This is a genomic window from Clostridium sulfidigenes (genome assembly GCF_052067195.1).
GTDB lineage: Bacteria > Bacillota > Clostridia > Clostridiales > Clostridiaceae > Clostridium_J > Clostridium_J sulfidigenes.
Map to the genome: position 1 here is coordinate 356727 of NZ_JBQHQR010000002.1, position 17655 is coordinate 374381.

The 17655-nt window shown below is 30.8% G+C and carries 21 protein-coding genes, 1 tRNA gene and 1 riboswitch; of the genes, 2 read left to right on the forward strand and 20 right to left on the reverse strand.

What is annotated here, in order from left to right; genetic code table 11:
* Positions 1-62: 62 nt before the first annotated feature.
* The 15 genes from ACTNBA_RS03605 to ACTNBA_RS03675 form a co-directional block, all read right to left on the reverse strand.
* Positions 63-755, reverse strand: a complete 693-nt coding sequence (locus ACTNBA_RS03605; protein WP_150844100.1) for a cyclic nucleotide-binding domain-containing protein — start codon at positions 753-755, stop codon at positions 63-65.
* A gap of 210 nt (positions 756-965) precedes the next feature.
* Entirely contained in the window at positions 966-1673 is a 708-nt protein-coding gene (locus ACTNBA_RS03610) for a CbiQ family ECF transporter T component (protein WP_441072658.1), read from the reverse strand.
* Positions 1667-1978, reverse strand: coding sequence for an energy-coupling factor ABC transporter substrate-binding protein (locus ACTNBA_RS03615; protein ID WP_051823852.1), 312 nt, complete (start codon positions 1976-1978; stop codon positions 1667-1669). The genes ACTNBA_RS03610 and ACTNBA_RS03615 overlap by 7 nt, the downstream gene beginning before the upstream one ends.
* 1 nt (position 1979) lies before the next feature.
* Positions 1980-2720, reverse strand: coding sequence for an energy-coupling factor ABC transporter permease (locus tag ACTNBA_RS03620; RefSeq protein WP_441072660.1), 741 nt, complete (start codon positions 2718-2720; stop codon positions 1980-1982).
* 235 nt (positions 2721-2955) lie between these two features.
* Entirely contained in the window at positions 2956-3729 is a 774-nt protein-coding gene (locus ACTNBA_RS03625) for a cobalt-precorrin-6A reductase (protein WP_441072662.1), read from the reverse strand.
* Positions 3730-3750: 21 nt separating this feature from the next.
* The gene (cobJ, locus tag ACTNBA_RS03630) at positions 3751-4476 is read right to left on the reverse strand and encodes a precorrin-3B C(17)-methyltransferase (protein WP_035129681.1); all 726 of its coding nucleotides are present in this window, start codon (positions 4474-4476) and stop codon (positions 3751-3753) included.
* A 16-nt stretch (positions 4477-4492) separates the two neighbouring features.
* Positions 4493-5488, reverse strand: coding sequence for a cobalt-precorrin 5A hydrolase (gene cbiG / locus ACTNBA_RS03635; protein WP_441072664.1), 996 nt, complete (start codon positions 5486-5488; stop codon positions 4493-4495).
* A 36-nt stretch (positions 5489-5524) separates the two neighbouring features.
* Positions 5525-6277, reverse strand: a complete 753-nt coding sequence (gene cobM / locus ACTNBA_RS03640) for a precorrin-4 C(11)-methyltransferase (protein WP_150844096.1) — start codon at positions 6275-6277, stop codon at positions 5525-5527.
* 11 nt (positions 6278-6288) lie between these two features.
* Entirely contained in the window at positions 6289-6954 is a 666-nt protein-coding gene (locus ACTNBA_RS03645; RefSeq protein WP_150844095.1) for a cobalt-factor II C(20)-methyltransferase, read from the reverse strand.
* A gap of 104 nt (positions 6955-7058) precedes the next feature.
* Positions 7059-7622, reverse strand: a complete 564-nt coding sequence (gene cbiT, locus ACTNBA_RS03650; protein ID WP_441072667.1) for a precorrin-6Y C5,15-methyltransferase (decarboxylating) subunit CbiT — start codon at positions 7620-7622, stop codon at positions 7059-7061.
* Positions 7623-8228, reverse strand: coding sequence for a precorrin-6y C5,15-methyltransferase (decarboxylating) subunit CbiE (gene cbiE / locus ACTNBA_RS03655; protein ID WP_035129687.1), 606 nt, complete (start codon positions 8226-8228; stop codon positions 7623-7625).
* A 10-nt stretch (positions 8229-8238) separates the two neighbouring features.
* Positions 8239-9318 carry a cobalt-precorrin-5B (C(1))-methyltransferase CbiD gene (cbiD, locus tag ACTNBA_RS03660; protein WP_441072669.1) on the reverse strand — a complete coding sequence of 360 codons (1080 nt, stop codon included), beginning with the start codon at positions 9316-9318 and terminating at the stop codon, positions 8239-8241.
* A 16-nt stretch (positions 9319-9334) separates the two neighbouring features.
* Entirely contained in the window at positions 9335-9961 is a 627-nt protein-coding gene (locus tag ACTNBA_RS03665) for a precorrin-8X methylmutase (RefSeq protein ID WP_035129691.1), read from the reverse strand.
* Positions 9962-10019: 58 nt separating this feature from the next.
* Entirely contained in the window at positions 10020-11336 is a 1317-nt protein-coding gene (locus ACTNBA_RS03670; protein WP_441072671.1) for a cobyrinic acid a,c-diamide synthase CobB, read from the reverse strand.
* Between the two features lie 11 nt (positions 11337-11347).
* Positions 11348-12178, reverse strand: coding sequence for a sirohydrochlorin cobaltochelatase (locus ACTNBA_RS03675; protein ID WP_035129695.1), 831 nt, complete (start codon positions 12176-12178; stop codon positions 11348-11350).
* Positions 12179-12322: 144 nt separating this feature from the next.
* A riboswitch (cobalamin riboswitch) is annotated at positions 12323-12503 on the reverse strand.
* A 204-nt stretch (positions 12504-12707) separates the two neighbouring features.
* Between ACTNBA_RS03675 and ACTNBA_RS03680 the strand changes: the two genes are divergently transcribed.
* Positions 12708-12974 (forward strand): GIY-YIG nuclease family protein, encoded by a 267-nt coding sequence (locus ACTNBA_RS03680; RefSeq protein WP_346920615.1) that lies wholly within the window; start codon positions 12708-12710, stop codon positions 12972-12974.
* Complete coding sequence (locus ACTNBA_RS03685; protein WP_441072673.1) at positions 12971-13606, forward strand: DUF2238 domain-containing protein; 636 nt, start codon at positions 12971-12973, stop codon at positions 13604-13606. Before ACTNBA_RS03680 ends, ACTNBA_RS03685 begins: the two co-directional genes overlap by 4 nt.
* Positions 13607-13703: 97 nt before the next feature.
* On the opposite strand, the gene ACTNBA_RS03690 is transcribed toward ACTNBA_RS03685, so the two are convergent.
* The 5 genes from ACTNBA_RS03690 to ACTNBA_RS03710 all read right to left on the reverse strand — a co-directional run bounded on the left by ACTNBA_RS03690 (position 13704) and on the right by ACTNBA_RS03710 (position 17344).
* Entirely contained in the window at positions 13704-14855 is a 1152-nt protein-coding gene (locus tag ACTNBA_RS03690; RefSeq protein WP_346878049.1) for an MGDG synthase family glycosyltransferase, read from the reverse strand.
* A 221-nt stretch (positions 14856-15076) separates the two neighbouring features.
* Positions 15077-15607 carry a hypothetical protein gene (locus ACTNBA_RS03695; protein ID WP_150844086.1) on the reverse strand — a complete coding sequence of 177 codons (531 nt, stop codon included), beginning with the start codon at positions 15605-15607 and terminating at the stop codon, positions 15077-15079.
* A gap of 55 nt (positions 15608-15662) precedes the next feature.
* Complete coding sequence (locus ACTNBA_RS03700) at positions 15663-16334, reverse strand: hydrolase (RefSeq protein ID WP_035129704.1); 672 nt, start codon at positions 16332-16334, stop codon at positions 15663-15665.
* A gap of 290 nt (positions 16335-16624) precedes the next feature.
* Positions 16625-16700: transfer RNA gene (locus ACTNBA_RS03705), tRNA-Trp, on the reverse strand.
* A gap of 83 nt (positions 16701-16783) precedes the next feature.
* A complete protein-coding gene (locus ACTNBA_RS03710; RefSeq protein WP_441072709.1) occupies positions 16784-17344 on the reverse strand; it encodes a DUF3867 domain-containing protein in 561 nt (186 codons plus the stop codon).
* Positions 17345-17655: the final 311 nt, after the last annotated feature.

Here is a 17655-nt window from a genome sequence, read left to right on the forward strand (position 1 = left end):
TCCCTCTTTTATAATTATAGCTTCATTATAGGCTTATAAAATTTAAAGCACCGTGATAAAAATCACGGTGCTTTAAAATATTCTAAAAGTTTTTCTTTATTTTTTATTATAAATTTTTTATTATTGTATTCAATTAATCCCAACTCACTAAGTTCTTTACATGCCCTTGATATGGTCTCCCTTTGTGCTCCAAATAAGTCTGCTAGATAGGTTATACTAATCTCCATGTCTATTAATATACCATTGTCATTAGCTACTCCATAATCCCTACCTAGTTTCCAAAGCTTTGATGCAACTCTCTTTCCCATATTTAAAACTCCAGTAGTATTTTTAAATTGTCTATACATTCTTCTTACTTTTAAAGATAAAGATGACAGTACCATTTTTGTAAACTCAAAGTCTGATTCCATGACTTGTAAAAGCTCCACGGTGTTACAATACATTATTTGAGAGTCCTCTATGGTCTCACAATTTATAGATGCAGTAGAACTTTGTAATATAACTTCATTTATAAGCTCACCTGGCCCCAATATAAATATAACCTTTTTTTGACCCTTTTCATTGAACTTATATAATGATACCTTTCCCTTTAATACTATGTAGATATTATCTACAATATCCTTATCTCTAAATAATACCTTTCCCTTTTCATACCTAGTAACTCTAGTAATATTAGATAACTTTCTTAAAGTATTTTCATCTATGTTATTAAACCCTGGGAGCTCTTTTAAATCTTCTAAATTAACGTATCTCATTTTCTAAATTACCCCAATCATTTTTTTAATTAATTTCCTTCTATTTACTTCAGGAGGATTTTCCCTATTTTTTGTCCTTTTAAGTTCTATACTTTAATTTATATTTTTAACAGTCTCTATTATATAGTATATATCTTTAACCATATAAACTACAAAATTCTATATTAAATTAATAGAGTTATCTAAAAAAATAAAAAGTATACCCAGCTTCTAAAACCACTTAGGTATACTCACCAAAATAATAAGAAATGTAATATATCCTACTATTATAGCTATTCTTTTATATGACAAATGGAATTCTTCAAAGCCATAATAAATATTTCCTCTATAGCCTCTACTGTTAATTCCATCCTTAATTTCTTTCCAACGTTTTAAAGTATTAATAAAAAGTAAAGAAGCAAGACTTCCTGAATCCTTAACCTTATTCTTAAAACCACCAAAGGCGCCTCTACATAACATACTCTTCCGTAATGTTTGAAATTCATCATCTATAAGTATTAAAAATCTCTCCATAGATTTTCCTATATCACAAATATCTCTAAGCCAACTTATCTTAGAGAATATATAAAATACATGATCTGTAGGTGTAGTTAAAGTTAAAAAACTAACGGATATCCCCCCAGACACCGACTTTAATATAAGTATTAAAGTACTATACCATCCATAATCAAATACAAAGGTTATAGAAGAAACTAAAGCAAATAAAAAAGTTGCCTCTACAAAGTGTTTTACTATATGCATAGGGTTCTTATAAACAATATGAAGTACAAGAAAAAAAATTATATTTATAACCAAAGGATAGCACCTAGTACTAAAACTAAGTGCTATTATTGGTAATATACATAAAATTATTTTCTCTATAGGATGAATATTTGCTAATTTACTTAGCTTTGAATATGAAAGTACTGTCCTTAACATTCTTTCACTTTTCCACCTACATTAGTCTTAGCTCCTTTGTTCTTTGAAGCTCCTTTTTTAACACCAATGTAATATCCTATGAATCCAGCCCCAATTGCTGCTTGTAAACAGAAAAGGAAGCTTTCAATTTCTCCTGATGGTGGTTCCCACATAGGAGCTGCCCAAGGCTCATAATCTCCATTTAATTCTTGGATTTTAACTTCAATTTCTCCATCGGCACCATTAAATTCACCATTTCTACCTAAGAATAAAGATCCTACCACAATTGCTATACATAATAAAATTAATCCTATATTTTTTTTCATATTATCTTACACCTCCAACTTCTAATAACTCCTCAGAGGCATGTTTTTCTATAAAGTCAAATATCATAACAGTTATTATTCCTTCTACTATAGCAAGTGGAACTTGAGTTATAGCAAATATTGATACAAACTTTATAAATGCCGCTGCAAATCCACCTGTAGTAGCTGGGAATGCAAGTCCAAGTTGAATGGATGTAACTAGGTATGTTGCTAAGTCCCCTAAAGTTGCTCCAAGGAATATTGCTAATTTTTTATTTTTATTTTTAAATACTTTATAAATTGCAAAGGCTACTATCGGTCCTGCAATACCCATTGATAAAACGTTAGCTCCTAAAGTTGTTAATCCTCCATGCGCTAGGAAAAGTGCTTGGAATAAAAGAACTACTATAGAAACCACAGACATAGCAAATGGTCCAAATATCATTGCTCCAAGACCTGTACCTGTTGGATGTGATGAACTTCCTGTAACAGAAGGTAATTTCATTGCTGATAATACAAAAGCAAAAGCCCCAATCAATGCTAATAGCATTTTTAAATCCTTGCTACTCATTGTTTTTTTTCTTATATCTCTAATTCCTAATGCTACAAATGGAATGCATGCTACAAAATAAAAAGCACACCAAGCCATTGGTAAAAACCCTTCTGCAATATGCATACCATAAGCTAATTTAGGCACTGTAAAGAATAATGCTAATGCCCACATAAATACAAATGATTTTTTAGTAATACTTGATTTATTCATAATTTTTCCCCCTTATATTTAGTAAAAATGATTTAATTTAAATATAATACCGCTAGCATTGCTTATATTTAAATTTCTATATACTTAACTGTAGCTAATTAATGTGATTATAAGTAATATACTTAACGTGCACTTTAAATATATTAGTATACAATCTATAACATAACTTTTTGTTTTATATAATAAAAGTTACTCCCACCGTCACCCGAGTCTTTTATTACACTTTGAAATGTTACTAATAGTTTTCTTTGTTGCTACAGATATAGTGACTTAATTTTTCTTCATCATTAAAGACAATGCCGTAATCCATGGTTTTTCTTTCTACTACAAAAACTTTAATGCCCATGTCTATGGCAGCCTTTATTTTTTCATAAGTTCCACCTTGTGGACCACTATCCTTTGTTATTAAAGCCTTACCATCATATTCTTTTATAAAGGCTTTATTTAGTTCATAACCTATAGGTCCTTTTATGAATATCAAATCCTCCACTCTAACACCTAAGTTAAATACTTCCTCCATAACTTTTAAAGAAGGTAGCACTCTATGGACTATTCTATTTTCAAGTTTTAACTCTAGTATCTTATCTATATTTCTACTTCCTGTAGTATTTAAAATACATCCATCTATATCTTTTAGGGCTTCTCCTAATTCTTCATAGGTTGGCACCTCTATTATCAAATCATTTTTAGGTAACGTATCTAAAGTACTTTGCCTTTCATATCTTACATACTCAATTCCCATATCCTTTGCTATCTTCATAGCAGTTCCACTTATTTGAACTGCATAGGGATGAGATGCATCTACAATTACCCTTACACCACTTTTCATAAATAATGCTTTTAACTCTTCATAAACTAAAGGTTTATCATTTAATATTTTATATTTATAATCCACTAAAAGCTCTCCACCATAGGTTGTAGCTGTGGATACTAAAATGTTATCTGTATGTTTATTTAGATGGGAAAGAATTACCTTTCCCTCTGATGTACCTACTATTAAAGCTATCATTGTAATTCTCCCCCTTAATGTCTACTTGTTTTCTAATTTATATCCTCTTGGAGTTATAAATAATCCATCTTTTATATAACTCTTAGTATTTCCTATAATAACCATAGTCATCATATCTACTATAGAATCATCAAAGGTTCCTATAGTGCAAACTGTAGCTTCTTGACCTTCTCTTAAGGCATGCTTAACAATAGCAACTGGTGTATCTTCATTTCTATATTCCTTTATTATATCTATAGCTTCTCTTAAGTAATGAGGTCTTCCCTTACTCTTTGGATTATAAAGAGATATTATAAAATCCCCTTCAGCTGCAAGCTTAACTCTCTTCTTTATATCTTCATATGGAGTCATTAAATCACTTAAGCTTATGTTGCAGTTATCATGCATAAGTGGAGCTCCAACTATTGATCCTGCTGAAGATGATGCTGTAACCCCTGGTATTACCTCTACTTCTTCATCCTTTTTCATTTCAAGAATTAACCCAGCCATACCATAGATTCCAGCATCTCCTGTACTTACTACAGCTACCGTTCCTTCACTAGTTAATCTTAAAGCTTCCTGGCATCTTGCCTCTTCACCCATCATTCCTGTAGAATAAACTTTCTTACCATCTAAAAGTGGCTTTATCATTTCTATATACTTTGTGTATCCTACTACTATATCGCTTTCTTCTATAGCCTTTACAGCTTTAATTGTCATGTAATCAAGTCCTCCTGGACCGATTCCTACTACATATAATTTTCCCATTATTTTTCCTCCATTATCAGTAGACTAACTTTCCAATACAAAGGGTTATACCTTCAAAACTAATTTTATCTGTAAGTAACTCTCCCCCTGCTAATTCAACACAAGGCTCACATACCGCTCTCACACCTATAGATTTCTTGACAAAATCACTGCCCTTGTATTTATGTTCTATGCTTTCTATTTCTTTTAAAGAATGAATTTCCATGGGACAGTTTAAAAATTCACTTAAAGCAATTAATGCTCCTTCATTCTTTTTAACTTCCACTGTAGAAATAGTTTTTATGGCTCTTAAATCTATATTATATTTCTTTAAAGTATCCACAACAAAGTTTTTAACTTTGTCCTTATCCACATCTTTTCTACATCCCATACCTAATATGATGTTTCTTCTTATGAGTTTAAGGTGAATCAAGCCTTCAACGGGGAGCAAGTTATCCACATCTATTTTATTAGATACTGTAACCATACCCTTCATATCTCCTTCAGGAATTACATATCCCTTTGGCATTTTTATTTGGCCTTCATCATCTAAAAAACCAACCTTAGCTTTATCAACTAATTTGGCAGCTATGTCTTTAGCTATTTTCATATCATCTATAATCAGGTTATTATTCTTAGCAATCATATCTGGAGCATCTATTCCCATGGTATCTGTGGCTGTAGTTATAACTGGTGTAGCCTTAAGAATTTCTGACACTTTTAAAGCAAGTTCATTAGCTCCTCCAAGATGTCCTCCTGCAAGACTTATGGCGAATCTGCTTTCACAATCTACTACTACCACTGCTGGGTCCTTATCCTTTCCCTTTAGAAAAGGTGCTATTCCTCTTACTGCAATGCCTGTAGATGAGATAAAAATTATTCCATCTACAGTATTCATAAGCTCTTCACATACAGATTTTAGTTTGAAGTTTTTGTTATTATAACTAGAGTAAAGCTTAAGCTCTAAAGTTTCACTTAGTTTTTTTGCAATATTATCTCCTTGTCTTGTTACAGACACCGCTGCTAACTTCATAACTCTCCTACTTTCTAGAATTGTACATTCTAAGAATTATTTTTGTCCTTCTCTAAACATATGAGTAAAGGATTTATCATATAGAAGACTCTTATCATAATCACAATTTATAAAGTCTCCTACTAATATTTGAGCACATTTAGTGATTCCTGCTTCTTTAACCTTTTCTGCTATATCATCTAAAGTTCCAATTATAGCTCTTTCATCTTCCCAAGTAGCTCTTTCAACTACAGCTATATTAACATTCCTTCCATAACCTTTTCTTAGCTTTGCAACTACCTTATCTATCATGCTAATAGAAAGGAATATAGCCATGGATGCACCAATTGATGCAAGTTTTTCTAAGCTTTCAGTTTCTGGTACTGGAGTTCTTCCCTCAACTCTAGTTAATATTACAGTTTGAGTTACTGATGGAAGTGTAAATTCCTTTTTTATTACAGATGCTGCTGCTGTAAATGAGCTAACTCCTGGAATTACCTTGTACTGAATATTTAATTTATCAAGTTCATCCATTTGTTCTTTGATAGCTCCATATATAGCTGGATCACCTGTATGAAGTCTTACTACCATTTTGTTTTCTTTTTCAGCCTTATTCATAACTTCTATAACTTGTTCTAAAGTCATAGATGCTGAATTATGTATTTCACATCCAGCCTTACAATAATTCATATGCTCCTTGCTTACAAGAGAGCCTGCATATATAACTACATCTGCTTTTGTCAGTGTATCTCTTCCCTTTACTGTGATTAACTCTGCATCTCCTGGACCTGCTCCTATAAAATAAACCATTCTTCTTCCTCCTAATCTCTATTTGCTATTATAAGTGACATGTATTCTTTATTATCTAAAATATCTTCTCTCTTATGTAAAATCTCTTGCCCTTCTCTTCCAGCTTTTTTTATATATACATAGTTAAAGCCTTTTTCATCAAGAACGTCTAATACTTCTTCTTCTCTTTTATAGACCTTCATTATAACTACATACTTTTCATCCTTTATATCTGAAACTCTGCTAGCTGGGGTAATAAGTAATGGTTCATCACCTATAACTAATGGTTTTTGCGCAAGACTAGCACTAGCACAGAAGGAAGTTATTCCTGGAATTGTTTCAACTTCAAAGCCATGCTCTTCTATATATTTCAGTAAATATATATATGTACTATAAACAAAAGGATCTCCTAAAGTTAAGAAGGCTACATTCTTTCCTTCCTTAAGCTTCTCTTCTATAGCTTTAAAGGCTTCATAGATTTTTTCTTCTTGGTCTTCTCCACCCATTGGAAATTGCTTTATCATAACTTCTTTATCCTCTGATATAAAGTCCTCTGCAATGCCTAAAGCTATACTTTTTCCACCTTTCATAGCACTTGGTGAAACAATTACTTCACACATTTCTATAGTTTTAACCGCCTTTAAGGTTAATAGCTCTTTATCTCCTGGTCCTACTCCAACTCCATATAACTTTGCCATCTATTTCACTCCTCTATTTCTACTATAAAACAATATTTTCAATTCTTAACTATTTTCTATTGCTGTATTTCCTTATACTACAAACCTACTATATGACAATATTTCTAATTCTTATAAGCCTCTACAATAAAAATTGGATTATATCCAAATAACATATAACTTTGGCCTCTTGTTTTACTGACACCAACTTGAGTACAGCTAATTTTCATGTTTAATCCTTTTAAAGTACTCATTGCTTTATATACATTATCAATGGTTATAAAATTTAAAACCATTACTCCATCATCTTCAAGAAGGTTATGGCATTTCTCAATTATTTTTTCAAGATTTCCACCACTACCTCCAATAAAAATACTATTAAACTTTTCCTTAATAGAGTCTAAAGCTTCTAAAGCTTCACCTTCTATAATCTCTAAATTATCACAATTAAATTTATCTTTATTTTTATAGATTACCTCTAAGGCTTCTTCATCTCTCTCCATTGCAACTACACTACCAGAAGTGCAAATCTTACTTCCTTGAATTGATATGGAACCAGTTCCAGCTCCTACATCTAGAAGTTTAGAATTTTCCTCTAAATTAAGTTTTGCTACACTTAGAATTCTAACTTCTTCCTTTGTCATAGGACAGTTTCCTCTTATAAACTCTTCATCTTTTATATATTTCATTTAAACTTCCTCCACTACAAAGACACTTAATGAAGAAAATTCCTTCTCCATTATCTCCTCTGGTGTACCTACTGTTATTTTCTCATCTTCATAGGATAAATTTTCTCCTACCCATATATTACAACTTATATTTTCTATAAACAGTTTATTTGCTAAAACCTTAGGTGAATTTTTACTATCTGTTAAGAATATACACATGCTATTTTCTTTAACAACAGTTAAAAAATCTTCTTCTCTTCCATGGACACTGCCTAAAAATTTTCCATTCCAACTCTTCCCTATCTTGCTCATTAGATATTGAAAAGAGCTAAGTCCTGGTATTATCTCTATAGGCTCCTCTTTTATATTTCTCTTTATATAATCAGTAACTCCATAAAAACATGGGTCTCCTGATGCAATTATAGATATTTTCTTGCTCTTATTCTCTTCTACTATCTTCAAAATATCTGATAAAGACTTAACTGCCACTCTTTCAGTATTTATAAAATTTACACTTTCCAAAGCTCTAGAAAATCCTACTAACATATCACTATTTTCTAAAGTTTCAACAGCCTTAGGAAGTATATACTCCTTACTTCCTGGACCAAGTCCTACTACATAAATCATCTTTCCACCTCTATAATGTTGTAGCTAATATCTTAGGATTAGTTGCACCCCAATACATAACCACATCACATTTAAGTTCACCATAGCTGTAAAGCTCCATTCTTTTCTTCACTTTATCTACAATAGTTTTATATATCTCACTATATTCACCCTTTAAAGCTTTTATAGCACCCTCTGTAGTCTTTTCATTATATATACTTCTAACTAAGTCATGTGGAGCTCCTGCTAATGCTAATTCTAATGCTATTACTTCTAGTCTTACATCACATACTCTACTGTGAGTGTTAAAGCTACCAGCAGATATCTTACATATCTTACCTATATGACCTATTATAATTATCTCTTTAACTCCACAGCTAACACAACATTCTATAGCAAATCCAACAAAGTTTGATATTATAGCCACTTGATCTATAGAATATCCCATAGACTCTGCAACCTTTTCCCCCATGTTTCCAAAGGCTAATATAAGAACCTTATTTTTTAAAGCCTTTTGAGTTATCTCAATTTTTATTGATTCTTTAATTGATTCTTCTGACATAGGATAAACAATTCCTGTAGTTCCTAATATGGATATTCCTCCTATTATATTAAGTCTAGGATTAAAGGTTTTCTTTGCTACTTCTTCTCCCCTTGGTACAAATATAGTAATAGTAACTCCTTCATCCTCTGGAAGCACACTACTTACCTCTTGCTCTATCATAAGTCTAGGTACTGGATTAATAGCAGCTTCACCCTTTTCAATATAGAGGCCTTCACCATTAACTACTCCTACACCTTTTCCACCTTTTAAAATATATCTTTCTTCACCCTTTTCAGCTCTTGCCCATATAGGTAATCCATGGGTAGCATCTATGTCATCTCCACCATCTTTTATAATGGAACATTCCACATAGTCATCACCAAAAACAACTTCATCTATTACTAAGTTTAAAATTATTCCCTTTGGTGTATTAATCTCTATATCTTTAATTTTTTTACCAGTAAAAAGCATATAAGTAGCTGCCTTAGCAGCAGCTGCTGCACAGGAACCTGTAGTATAACCACATCTTAACTTTTTACCATTACTGTTAACATATAAATCTAGCATTCTAATACCTTCTTTATTATCTCTCTACTAACATATACATAAGAGCATTGACTATAGCTGCTGCTACTGCACTTCCGCCCTTTCTTCCTCTAACTGTCATCATATCTATATCTTTTAATTTTTCTATTTCTTCTTTTGATTCAGCGGCTCCTACGAATCCTATTGGAGCTCCTATAATAAATTTGCAATTAGACTTTCCCGATTCAATAAACTCTTTAAGTTTGAATAAAGCCGTTGGAGCATTTCCAAATACGAAGAACTCTACTCCATCTCCTACCGCCTTTTCTACTGCAGCCATAGAACGAGTTATGCCTCTTTCCTTTGCAATCTCTGCAACTTCTGGTTCTGATACATAACATACAACCCTGCAATTTAACTTTTCTAAGGCTCTTTTATTTATTCCTGAAAGTGCCATATTAGTATCTGTATATATAGTTGTTCCCTTTTTTAGAATTTCTAGGGCTGTATCTATAGCATCATCTGTCATATAAACTAAATCCTTATATTCAAAATCTGCTGTAGTATGAATAACTCTCTTAATTATAGAAAGCTCTCTATCATCGAAATTATGAGGTCCCATTTCTTCTCCTATAATTTCAAAACTTCTCTTTTCTATGTCCATTGGTATTTTTATATAATCCATTTCTCCTCCTACTTAAGGAAATAACTTTCCTTAATAAATCTCTATTTTAAAATTACATCTACTTAATTAAGCTATTAAAAAAATCAATATTAGAAAAGAAATGTATATGTCCATAAGCTGCTAAAACATTATTTTTTACATACCCACACTTCCACTTCTTTGTGGTTCCATCGTAGGCTTTCTTTTCTAATTCATATATTTCTTCTTCTTTTAAATCTACCAGTGATTTATGGAATTCATGACAATTAATCATCATATCCTTTGGCACTATAGAATTTTCTTCTTTTATCTTTATAGTTGCATATCCAAAATTATTAAGTTTTCCAGTCATATAAGATGTTCCATTAAAGAAACCTACTGTTTCAACTCCATCTATGCTCTCTGTAAGATACATAAGTCCACCACATTCTGCATAGCATTTTACTCCACTGTTTAGGGCTTTTCTAATGCTATTTAACATAGATTTATTAGAAGATAACTCTTCCTTGAATACTTCTGGGTATCCTCCACCTATATATATAAAATCTACATCCTTTGGCACTTCTCTATCTTTTAGGGGGCTAAAATACTGAACTGTTCCAACCTCTTCCAAAAGCTCTATATTCTCTTTATAATAAAAACTAAAGGCTTTATCATAGGCTACTGCAATCTTTATATCTTTGTTTTCAGCGTGGAAATCTTCACTGTTAGTAGATTGAATATCTGAAGCTTTAAATTCTTCTATAAGGCTATCTACATCTACATACTCTTCCATAAGGCTACTGCATAACTCTATCTTCTTTGATAAATCTTCAACCTCGCTACTCTGCACAAGGCCTAAATGCCTACTTTTTAAAGCTAACCTCTCATCCTTAGGTATGTATCCGAAAACTCTAATCCCGCTGCAATTTACTTCAATAGCTTTTTTCAAAAGTTTATAGTAACTTTCACTAATATTATTAAGTATTATCCCTACTATGTTCACATTTTCATAATTTCGAAGTCCTTCTATTTCAGCACATAAAGTTGCTGATTGAGCTTTAGGAGATAATACTAATACCACAGGCAAATCTAAAGTTCTAGATACATGAGCTGTAGAAAAATTAGTATCTATACCTTTTCCATCATAAAGTCCCATAACTCCTTCAATGATTCCTAGATCACCCTGACCTCTTAGATAACTCTCCTTAACCCCTGATTCTCCCATTAGAAATAAATCTAAGTTTCTTGTAGCTACTCCTGTTATTTCTCTATGAAAGGCTGGATCTATATAGTCAGGTCCAACTTTATATCCTTGAACCTTATATCCTCTATCTATAAGAGTTTTCATAAGTGCTAATGTAACAGTGGTCTTTCCACCGCCACTACTATTTGAAGAAACTATTATACTTTTCATAATTTACTCCTTTATGGTGTTTTCTTCGTATCTCCCAAATGAAGATATTTATTATCTATTACATCTTGTACATGATTCACATATATATGTCTAAACTTCTCAATCTCACCCAAACCATGAAGATATATGTCTACTTTAATTCCAGCTTCTTCTAAAATAGTCTTCCATGAATCTTCTTCATCAGAAGCCATATCATTAGTTGCATGGTCTCCAGCTACTAGCATAAGTGGTGCTAACTTAACGTGATCAATACCTTCTCTTTTAAGAATTTCTACTATCATATCTACGGTAGGATATCCTTCTACTGTTCCAACGTATACATTATTATAATTTAAGTAAGTAAATACGCTTTGAAGTGCTACAAAGGCTGAGTTAGCTGGATGATTACTTCCATGTCCCATAAATACCATAGTCTTATCTTTTGGTATAATTTCTTTTATAGCATCTATAAACACCTCATAATCATTAGGTGTTTCTTCCCCTCCTTGAAAGTGAAGGGCTGGTCTACCTACTTTTATTGATTTAAATTTATTACTCCCTCTAAACTTATCAACTACTAATCTAACATATTGGAACTCTTCCCCTGGTATTATATGGAGTGGCTGAACTATAACTTCTTCATAGCCTTCTTTGTATAGTTGCTCTAACGCTTCCTCCGGGGTAGGTACAATTATTCCATCTCTATTTTTTATTTTTTTAATTATCATATGGGCTGTAAAAGCTCTCATAACATGATACTCTTTAAATCTTTCTCTTATTTCATCCTCAATTTTTTCTATAGTTAATTTTAATGTATCCTTATAAGTAGTTCCAAAGCTTACTACTAATATAGCCTTTTTCATTTTAGTTCCTCCAAATTTAATAAATTAGTGCAAAATAAAACCTCTACCCAAAAGGTAGAGGTTAAAATTCAATTTAACTCATAACAGAATTATAATTTGTAATAAATATACAAACTAAACTATTAACTCCCTTCCCTCCGAAGTGTCATATCTATGCTTTAGGCAGGTCTCCTGACTCACGTATCATCCTCCATCTCACCTTCCCAGAAATACACTCCAGTGGTTTTTCTATGAGATTTCGTCTTCGTACACAGTAGCGGGGGCTGTAGTGGACTTTAACCACTTTCCCTATTAAACATAATGTACCTAAAACTATACTTTATTCAATTTAAATCAACATATTATTTACCATTTCTCTTTAATCCAATTTAATTATACCCTATGATTTAATTTAATTCAATATGAATATACTAGTATTTATAAAATAGTATAATATATTCATGCTAAAATAATGATATACTATTTAAATAGTATTATACAACAGTAATAATTATTCTAATTTTTAATATATTTTATATGAGGTAAAGATATGTTTTTTGTTTATATATTAAGATGTAATGACAATACTTTATATACAGGATGGACAACTGATTTAAACAAAAGGCTTAAATGCCATAATAGTGGTAAAGGAGCTAAGTACACCAGATGCAGATTACCTGTAGAAATTGTTCACTATGAAAATTTACCTGACAAATCTTCAGCTTTAAAAAGAGAATGTGAAATAAAAAAACTTTCTAGAGCAGAAAAACTTATTCTTATAGAAAACGCCATAAATAGCTCGGAGGGAAATCAATGAAAAATACAAAGTCTTCTTTTGCTTTATTTTTCAAATGGATATTTAGATCAATTTTATTAATACTATTTGTTTATTACTCATTTGTAAAAACTGATAATAATTCAAATTACATTAGCAACATTCTATTAATTCTTATCACATCCTTTATACCAGATATAATTTTATGTATATTTAAAGTTAAATTATCTAGTTTACCTGACTTCTTATTGCAATTCTTTATATTTTTAGCTCTACTCTTAGGCCGGATGTACAATATGTACTCAATACTACCTTGGTGGGACATATTTCTTCATTTTGCTTCAGGGGCTCTTTTAGGGTTTTTATCTTTAATAATTTTAAAACCTCTTATAGGTGAAAATAATCTCAAAACCCTTCCCCCATTATTCATAGGGATATATATATTACTCTTTACTATTTCTGGAGCTGCACTGTGGGAGTTCTGGGAATTTGCAGGAGATCAACTATTGGGGTTTGATTCTCAACTTAATAGTCTTACGGATACTATGACAGATATGATAAGTGGTTCTTTAAGTGGTGTTATATTATCTATAATGGGATTTTTACACATTAAAAATGGTTCATTTGAGTTTTTGGATAAATTTATTAATGCCATTAAAAAATCTCATAAATAAACCTAAAGACTCGTATTATAAAGTCAAATTCTAAATATTCCCATTATAAGATTAAAAGACCAAGGTCTTAAAAACCTTGGTCTTAATTATTTAAGTTTTATGCAATTTCTGAATTACATTCAGCTTCATTTTCTTTCATTAATCTTCTTATAAGTTCTAGTAACTCATTTGTTGAATTTGATTTATCAAAAGTCATACAGTTTTCTTTAATTTCTCTTAATTTGTTTTTGTCCTTAATCAAAGCCTCTATAGCTTCAGTACAATTATCACCTCTGCCTATAGATATGGACATGCCATGATCTAATAGAAACTTTGCATTTGCTTCTTCTTGTCCAGGTATTGCATCAAAGGTAATTAAAGGAAGATTTGCTGCTAACGCTTCTGATACTGTAAGCCCTCCTGGTTTAGTAATTAAGACGTCTGCTAAGTTCATATATCTATGAACTTCATTCGTAAACTTAATAAGCTTTGTCTGTTTTTTACTAAACTTAATCTGTTCCTTAATTTTATTATATAGTCTTTTATTATTACCCGTTAGAATTACAATTTGAAAATCCATAGGAATATTATTTATATTCTTATAGATTTTTTCTATATTATATACTCCGAAGCTTCCAGCCATCACTAACACGGTCATTTTACTTTCGCTTAATCCCAGCTCATCTAACAGTATTTTTTTATCATCTTCATCTTGATGAAAAAAACCATCATATACAGGGATTCCATAAGGATGAACTTTTTCTGGAGGAACTCCTCTATCTATCATACCTTCTACCATGTCTTCACATGCTACACAATATTCATCTACATTAGGTTTTATCCACGTTTTATGTGGTGCATAATCAGTCATTATACATATTGATGGCACCTTTATACTTCTATTTCCCTTTAATATAGAAATCATTTCTGTAGGAAAAGGATGAGTAGTTATGATTACATCTGGAGCAAATCCTTCTATTAAGGGTATTAATTTTTTCGAAAATAAATAAATTAACTTTGTTACTAAACATGTTAAAACCCCAGACTTGTCCGTTAAACTATATATATTTTTATATAAGGAATTTAAATACTTTGCCAGTACTATATATCCCTTAGTTACGATTTTATTTATAAATGGATTAACATACTCTAAGGTATCCACTACTTTTACTTTAGCACCTAACTCATTTTCTAAAATATATGATTCTAAAGCCTTTGATGCTTTTAAATGTCCTCCACCAGTAGATGCAGATAAAATAAGAATATTCATATTTACAATCCTCTCTCTATTTACTTCACATGGTCTTATGTAGTAAATTTAACTATTCTATTTTACCACACCTATTATGCTTTAGTCCAATTAATTAAATCTAACATAATCCATTTAAAATCATAAACATTTCATATACTTTTATTATCAAATACAAATTTGATAATCCATTCGTAGTAACACTGTCTTAGAATAAAATATATTCACTATAAATATTTATATTACTTATACTTTTCTATAGATAGTTCTAACACTACGGATAAAATGTTCTTTTCTATTGTATTTAAAACTTCTATCAATGTATCTACACAAGTTTCTACTTTTTCAGAAGTAGTACCGTAGTTTTCTCTATCTTTTAATTCTACTACTATTGTTTGGCATAACTTAAGTACATTTTGTGCATATTCATTTATCTTTTTGTCATTAATATAACCATTTACAAATTTATAATTATTTATAATCTCTTCAAATTCTATTATAAATTCGTCTCTATAATAGCTTTCTACGTTTATCCAATTAGGTATTGTGTTATTTTTAATTTTATCTCCAAAGACTTTAATTTTTTTATTTAGTTCAAATAGCTCCTTATAACTTTTTATTTTATCGTTATTAATATCTATAGCACGTTCTTTCTTAGATTTTTTTCTCTCTTCCATAATTAGTTTTCTCATAATTAATAGAGATATACCTCCACCAAATGCTGCAGATATTAATGGAACTATTATTCCTAACATCCAAGTTGCCTTGTCCATAAATAAATCACCTCAAATATAATATTCGTTGCAAATATTACATTTCTGAATGAAATTAGTCTTCATATCTTTTTCTATGTTTAATCATTATTTCATTTAATATATCACTAGTACTTTGTGGTGTATATGTTATAGCATTAGCCCCAGCAATTATAGTTTCACGTATGCTCTCATCTGTAGGACCTCCTGTTGCTATAATAGGTACATCTGGATACTTACTTCTTATATGTCTAACAATATTCGCAGTTTCTTTAGCTCCTGATACATTAAGTATAGTTGCTCCTGCTGCTATTCTTCCATCTATATCATCTTTTTCTGAAACAACGGTAACTAATATTGGTAAATCTATAGTTTCTCTCATCCCTGCAATAACATCATTGCCTATAGATGAATTAACTACAACCCCCATAGCTCCCTTAAATTCAGCATCCAATGCTAGATTTATTACCCTTTTACCTGTAGTAATAGATCCACCTACCCCACAAAATACTGGGATATCTGATGCTAGTAATAGTGCTTCAGTTATTCTGGGTTGAGGCGTAAATGGATATACTGCAATAACAGCATCTGCATTAGTATTTCTTATAACTGCTACATCAGTTGAAAACACTAAAGATTTAATTCTTTTCCCAAATATAACAATTCCAGTAGCGTCCCTAATAACCTTAGGTAACTCAATCATATGACTTCTTAGTAAACCTTTAAATTCTGGCACACGTTTTTCCATAAAATTTCTCCCTTCACCATATAAAGCTATGTCCTCTCTAAAAACATAGCTTAAATCACGCCTCACATAGATAACTTTAACTTATATATATAAACTTAAAATGTGATTAATAACTTATTTTATTTTCTTAACTTACAGATTATATCACAGGTTTATTACTTCCTCAATAAATTTATTTAATTATTTTTATGGAATTATACGGTACATTTTTACTCTCTTTATCTATGTAAAAATAAGATAAAAGAAAACAATAAAAAAACCTAGCGATTACTAAAATCACTAGGTTTCTATGGCAGGGGCACGAGGACTTGAACCCGGAACCAACGGTTTTGGAGACCGCTACTCTACCAATTGAGCTATACCCCTTCGTTACTCGTTTATTATATTATATAATAAACATAAATGCAAGAGGTTTTATATAAATTATTCAACATATTCTTAAGTCAATACTAGTATAAATAAGTGGAAGTATTCTCACATATTGAAATATTTAGCATCTTATTATTCATTACCTTTTTATAGGAACATAAAAATTCATTTAACTCATTATCAGTTAAATCTATTTTCCCAAAACTTTTTAATATAACATTCTCATCTTGAAGCATTAACTCTAAATCATTCTTATCATTCTTAATGCTATATGAAGTTACACTTTTTACTTTAAGCTTTCCTTTATACTTTTCTTGAAACCCAACCATTTTTCTTGCATCTTCATACTCAATACCTAATCCACTTAGAGGATTTTCTACACCCATAGACTTCATTTGGCTTTCTACATCTTCAGTCGAAATTCCATACCTCTCCATGACCTTATTCTGGATATTCATAAATTTCTCTTGAGATATATTATTTTCCTTCATATACTTAAATATTTCTCTGCTCATTTCCGACATAGATAGCTTTCCTTGAGCCATTGAATAATACATAGAATATATGTAATCCTCAAATTTATCTACATCTTTATCTGTGGCCTTATTTTTCAGTTCATTAAAATCTATTACATCACTAATTTTAATCAGCTCCTTGAATACAATATTTCTTTCATCACATTATTTATTTTATCCCATTAATTTTTATTTTAGTATCTTATTCTTTATTAAATCTAATTTCTAATCGCTTTTATTCCCCATAATCATAGAATATTGAAAATAAAAGTGTCACGAATCTACTTAAGTATAACTCAGGTTAAAAGATGATAAACAGAGCTCCTTACTCCCACTTTAAAGAAGATGAGAGTATTAGAGCTGGTAGTCATCGGATAAATTTAAGAAATATGTTTGTAAATCAGTATATTATAAAAGTATTCAAATTACTACTATAT

What these genes read in the sequence shown, in the direction of transcription:
- ACTNBA_RS03605 (WP_150844100.1), bottom strand. Translation starts at nt 755, where the DNA reads ATGAGATACGTTAATTTAGAAGATTTAAAAGAGCTCCCAGGGTTTAAT.
- ACTNBA_RS03610 (WP_441072658.1), bottom strand. Translation starts at nt 1,673, where the DNA reads ATGTTAAGGACAGTACTTTCATATTCAAAGCTAAGTAAATTAGCAAAT.
- ACTNBA_RS03615 (WP_051823852.1), bottom strand. Translation starts at nt 1,978, where the DNA reads ATGAAAAAAAATATAGGATTAATTTTATTATGTATAGCAATTGTGGTA.
- ACTNBA_RS03620 (WP_441072660.1), bottom strand. Translation starts at nt 2,720, where the DNA reads ATGAATAAATCAAGTATTACTAAAAAATCATTTGTATTTATGTGGGCA.
- ACTNBA_RS03625 (WP_441072662.1), bottom strand. Translation starts at nt 3,729, where the DNA reads ATGATAGCTTTAATAGTAGGTACATCAGAGGGAAAGGTAATTCTTTCC.
- cobJ (WP_035129681.1), bottom strand. Translation starts at nt 4,476, where the DNA reads ATGGGAAAATTATATGTAGTAGGAATCGGTCCAGGAGGACTTGATTAC.
- cbiG (WP_441072664.1), bottom strand. Translation starts at nt 5,488, where the DNA reads ATGAAGTTAGCAGCGGTGTCTGTAACAAGACAAGGAGATAATATTGCA.
- cobM (WP_150844096.1), bottom strand. Translation starts at nt 6,277, where the DNA reads ATGGTTTATTTTATAGGAGCAGGTCCAGGAGATGCAGAGTTAATCACA.
- ACTNBA_RS03645 (WP_150844095.1), bottom strand. Translation starts at nt 6,954, where the DNA reads ATGGCAAAGTTATATGGAGTTGGAGTAGGACCAGGAGATAAAGAGCTA.
- cbiT (WP_441072667.1), bottom strand. Translation starts at nt 7,622, where the DNA reads ATGAAATATATAAAAGATGAAGAGTTTATAAGAGGAAACTGTCCTATG.
- cbiE (WP_035129687.1), bottom strand. Translation starts at nt 8,228, where the DNA reads ATGATTTATGTAGTAGGACTTGGTCCAGGAAGTAAGGAGTATATACTT.
- cbiD (WP_441072669.1), bottom strand. Translation starts at nt 9,318, where the DNA reads ATGCTAGATTTATATGTTAACAGTAATGGTAAAAAGTTAAGATGTGGT.
- ACTNBA_RS03665 (WP_035129691.1), bottom strand. Translation starts at nt 9,961, where the DNA reads ATGGATTATATAAAAATACCAATGGACATAGAAAAGAGAAGTTTTGAA.
- ACTNBA_RS03670 (WP_441072671.1), bottom strand. Translation starts at nt 11,336, where the DNA reads ATGAAAAGTATAATAGTTTCTTCAAATAGTAGTGGCGGTGGAAAGACC.
- ACTNBA_RS03675 (WP_035129695.1), bottom strand. Translation starts at nt 12,178, where the DNA reads ATGAAAAAGGCTATATTAGTAGTAAGCTTTGGAACTACTTATAAGGAT.
- ACTNBA_RS03680 (WP_346920615.1), top strand. Translation starts at nt 12,708, where the DNA reads ATGTTTTTTGTTTATATATTAAGATGTAATGACAATACTTTATATACA.
- ACTNBA_RS03685 (WP_441072673.1), top strand. Translation starts at nt 12,971, where the DNA reads ATGAAAAATACAAAGTCTTCTTTTGCTTTATTTTTCAAATGGATATTT.
- ACTNBA_RS03690 (WP_346878049.1), bottom strand. Translation starts at nt 14,855, where the DNA reads ATGAATATTCTTATTTTATCTGCATCTACTGGTGGAGGACATTTAAAA.
- ACTNBA_RS03695 (WP_150844086.1), bottom strand. Translation starts at nt 15,607, where the DNA reads ATGGACAAGGCAACTTGGATGTTAGGAATAATAGTTCCATTAATATCT.
- ACTNBA_RS03700 (WP_035129704.1), bottom strand. Translation starts at nt 16,334, where the DNA reads ATGGAAAAACGTGTGCCAGAATTTAAAGGTTTACTAAGAAGTCATATG.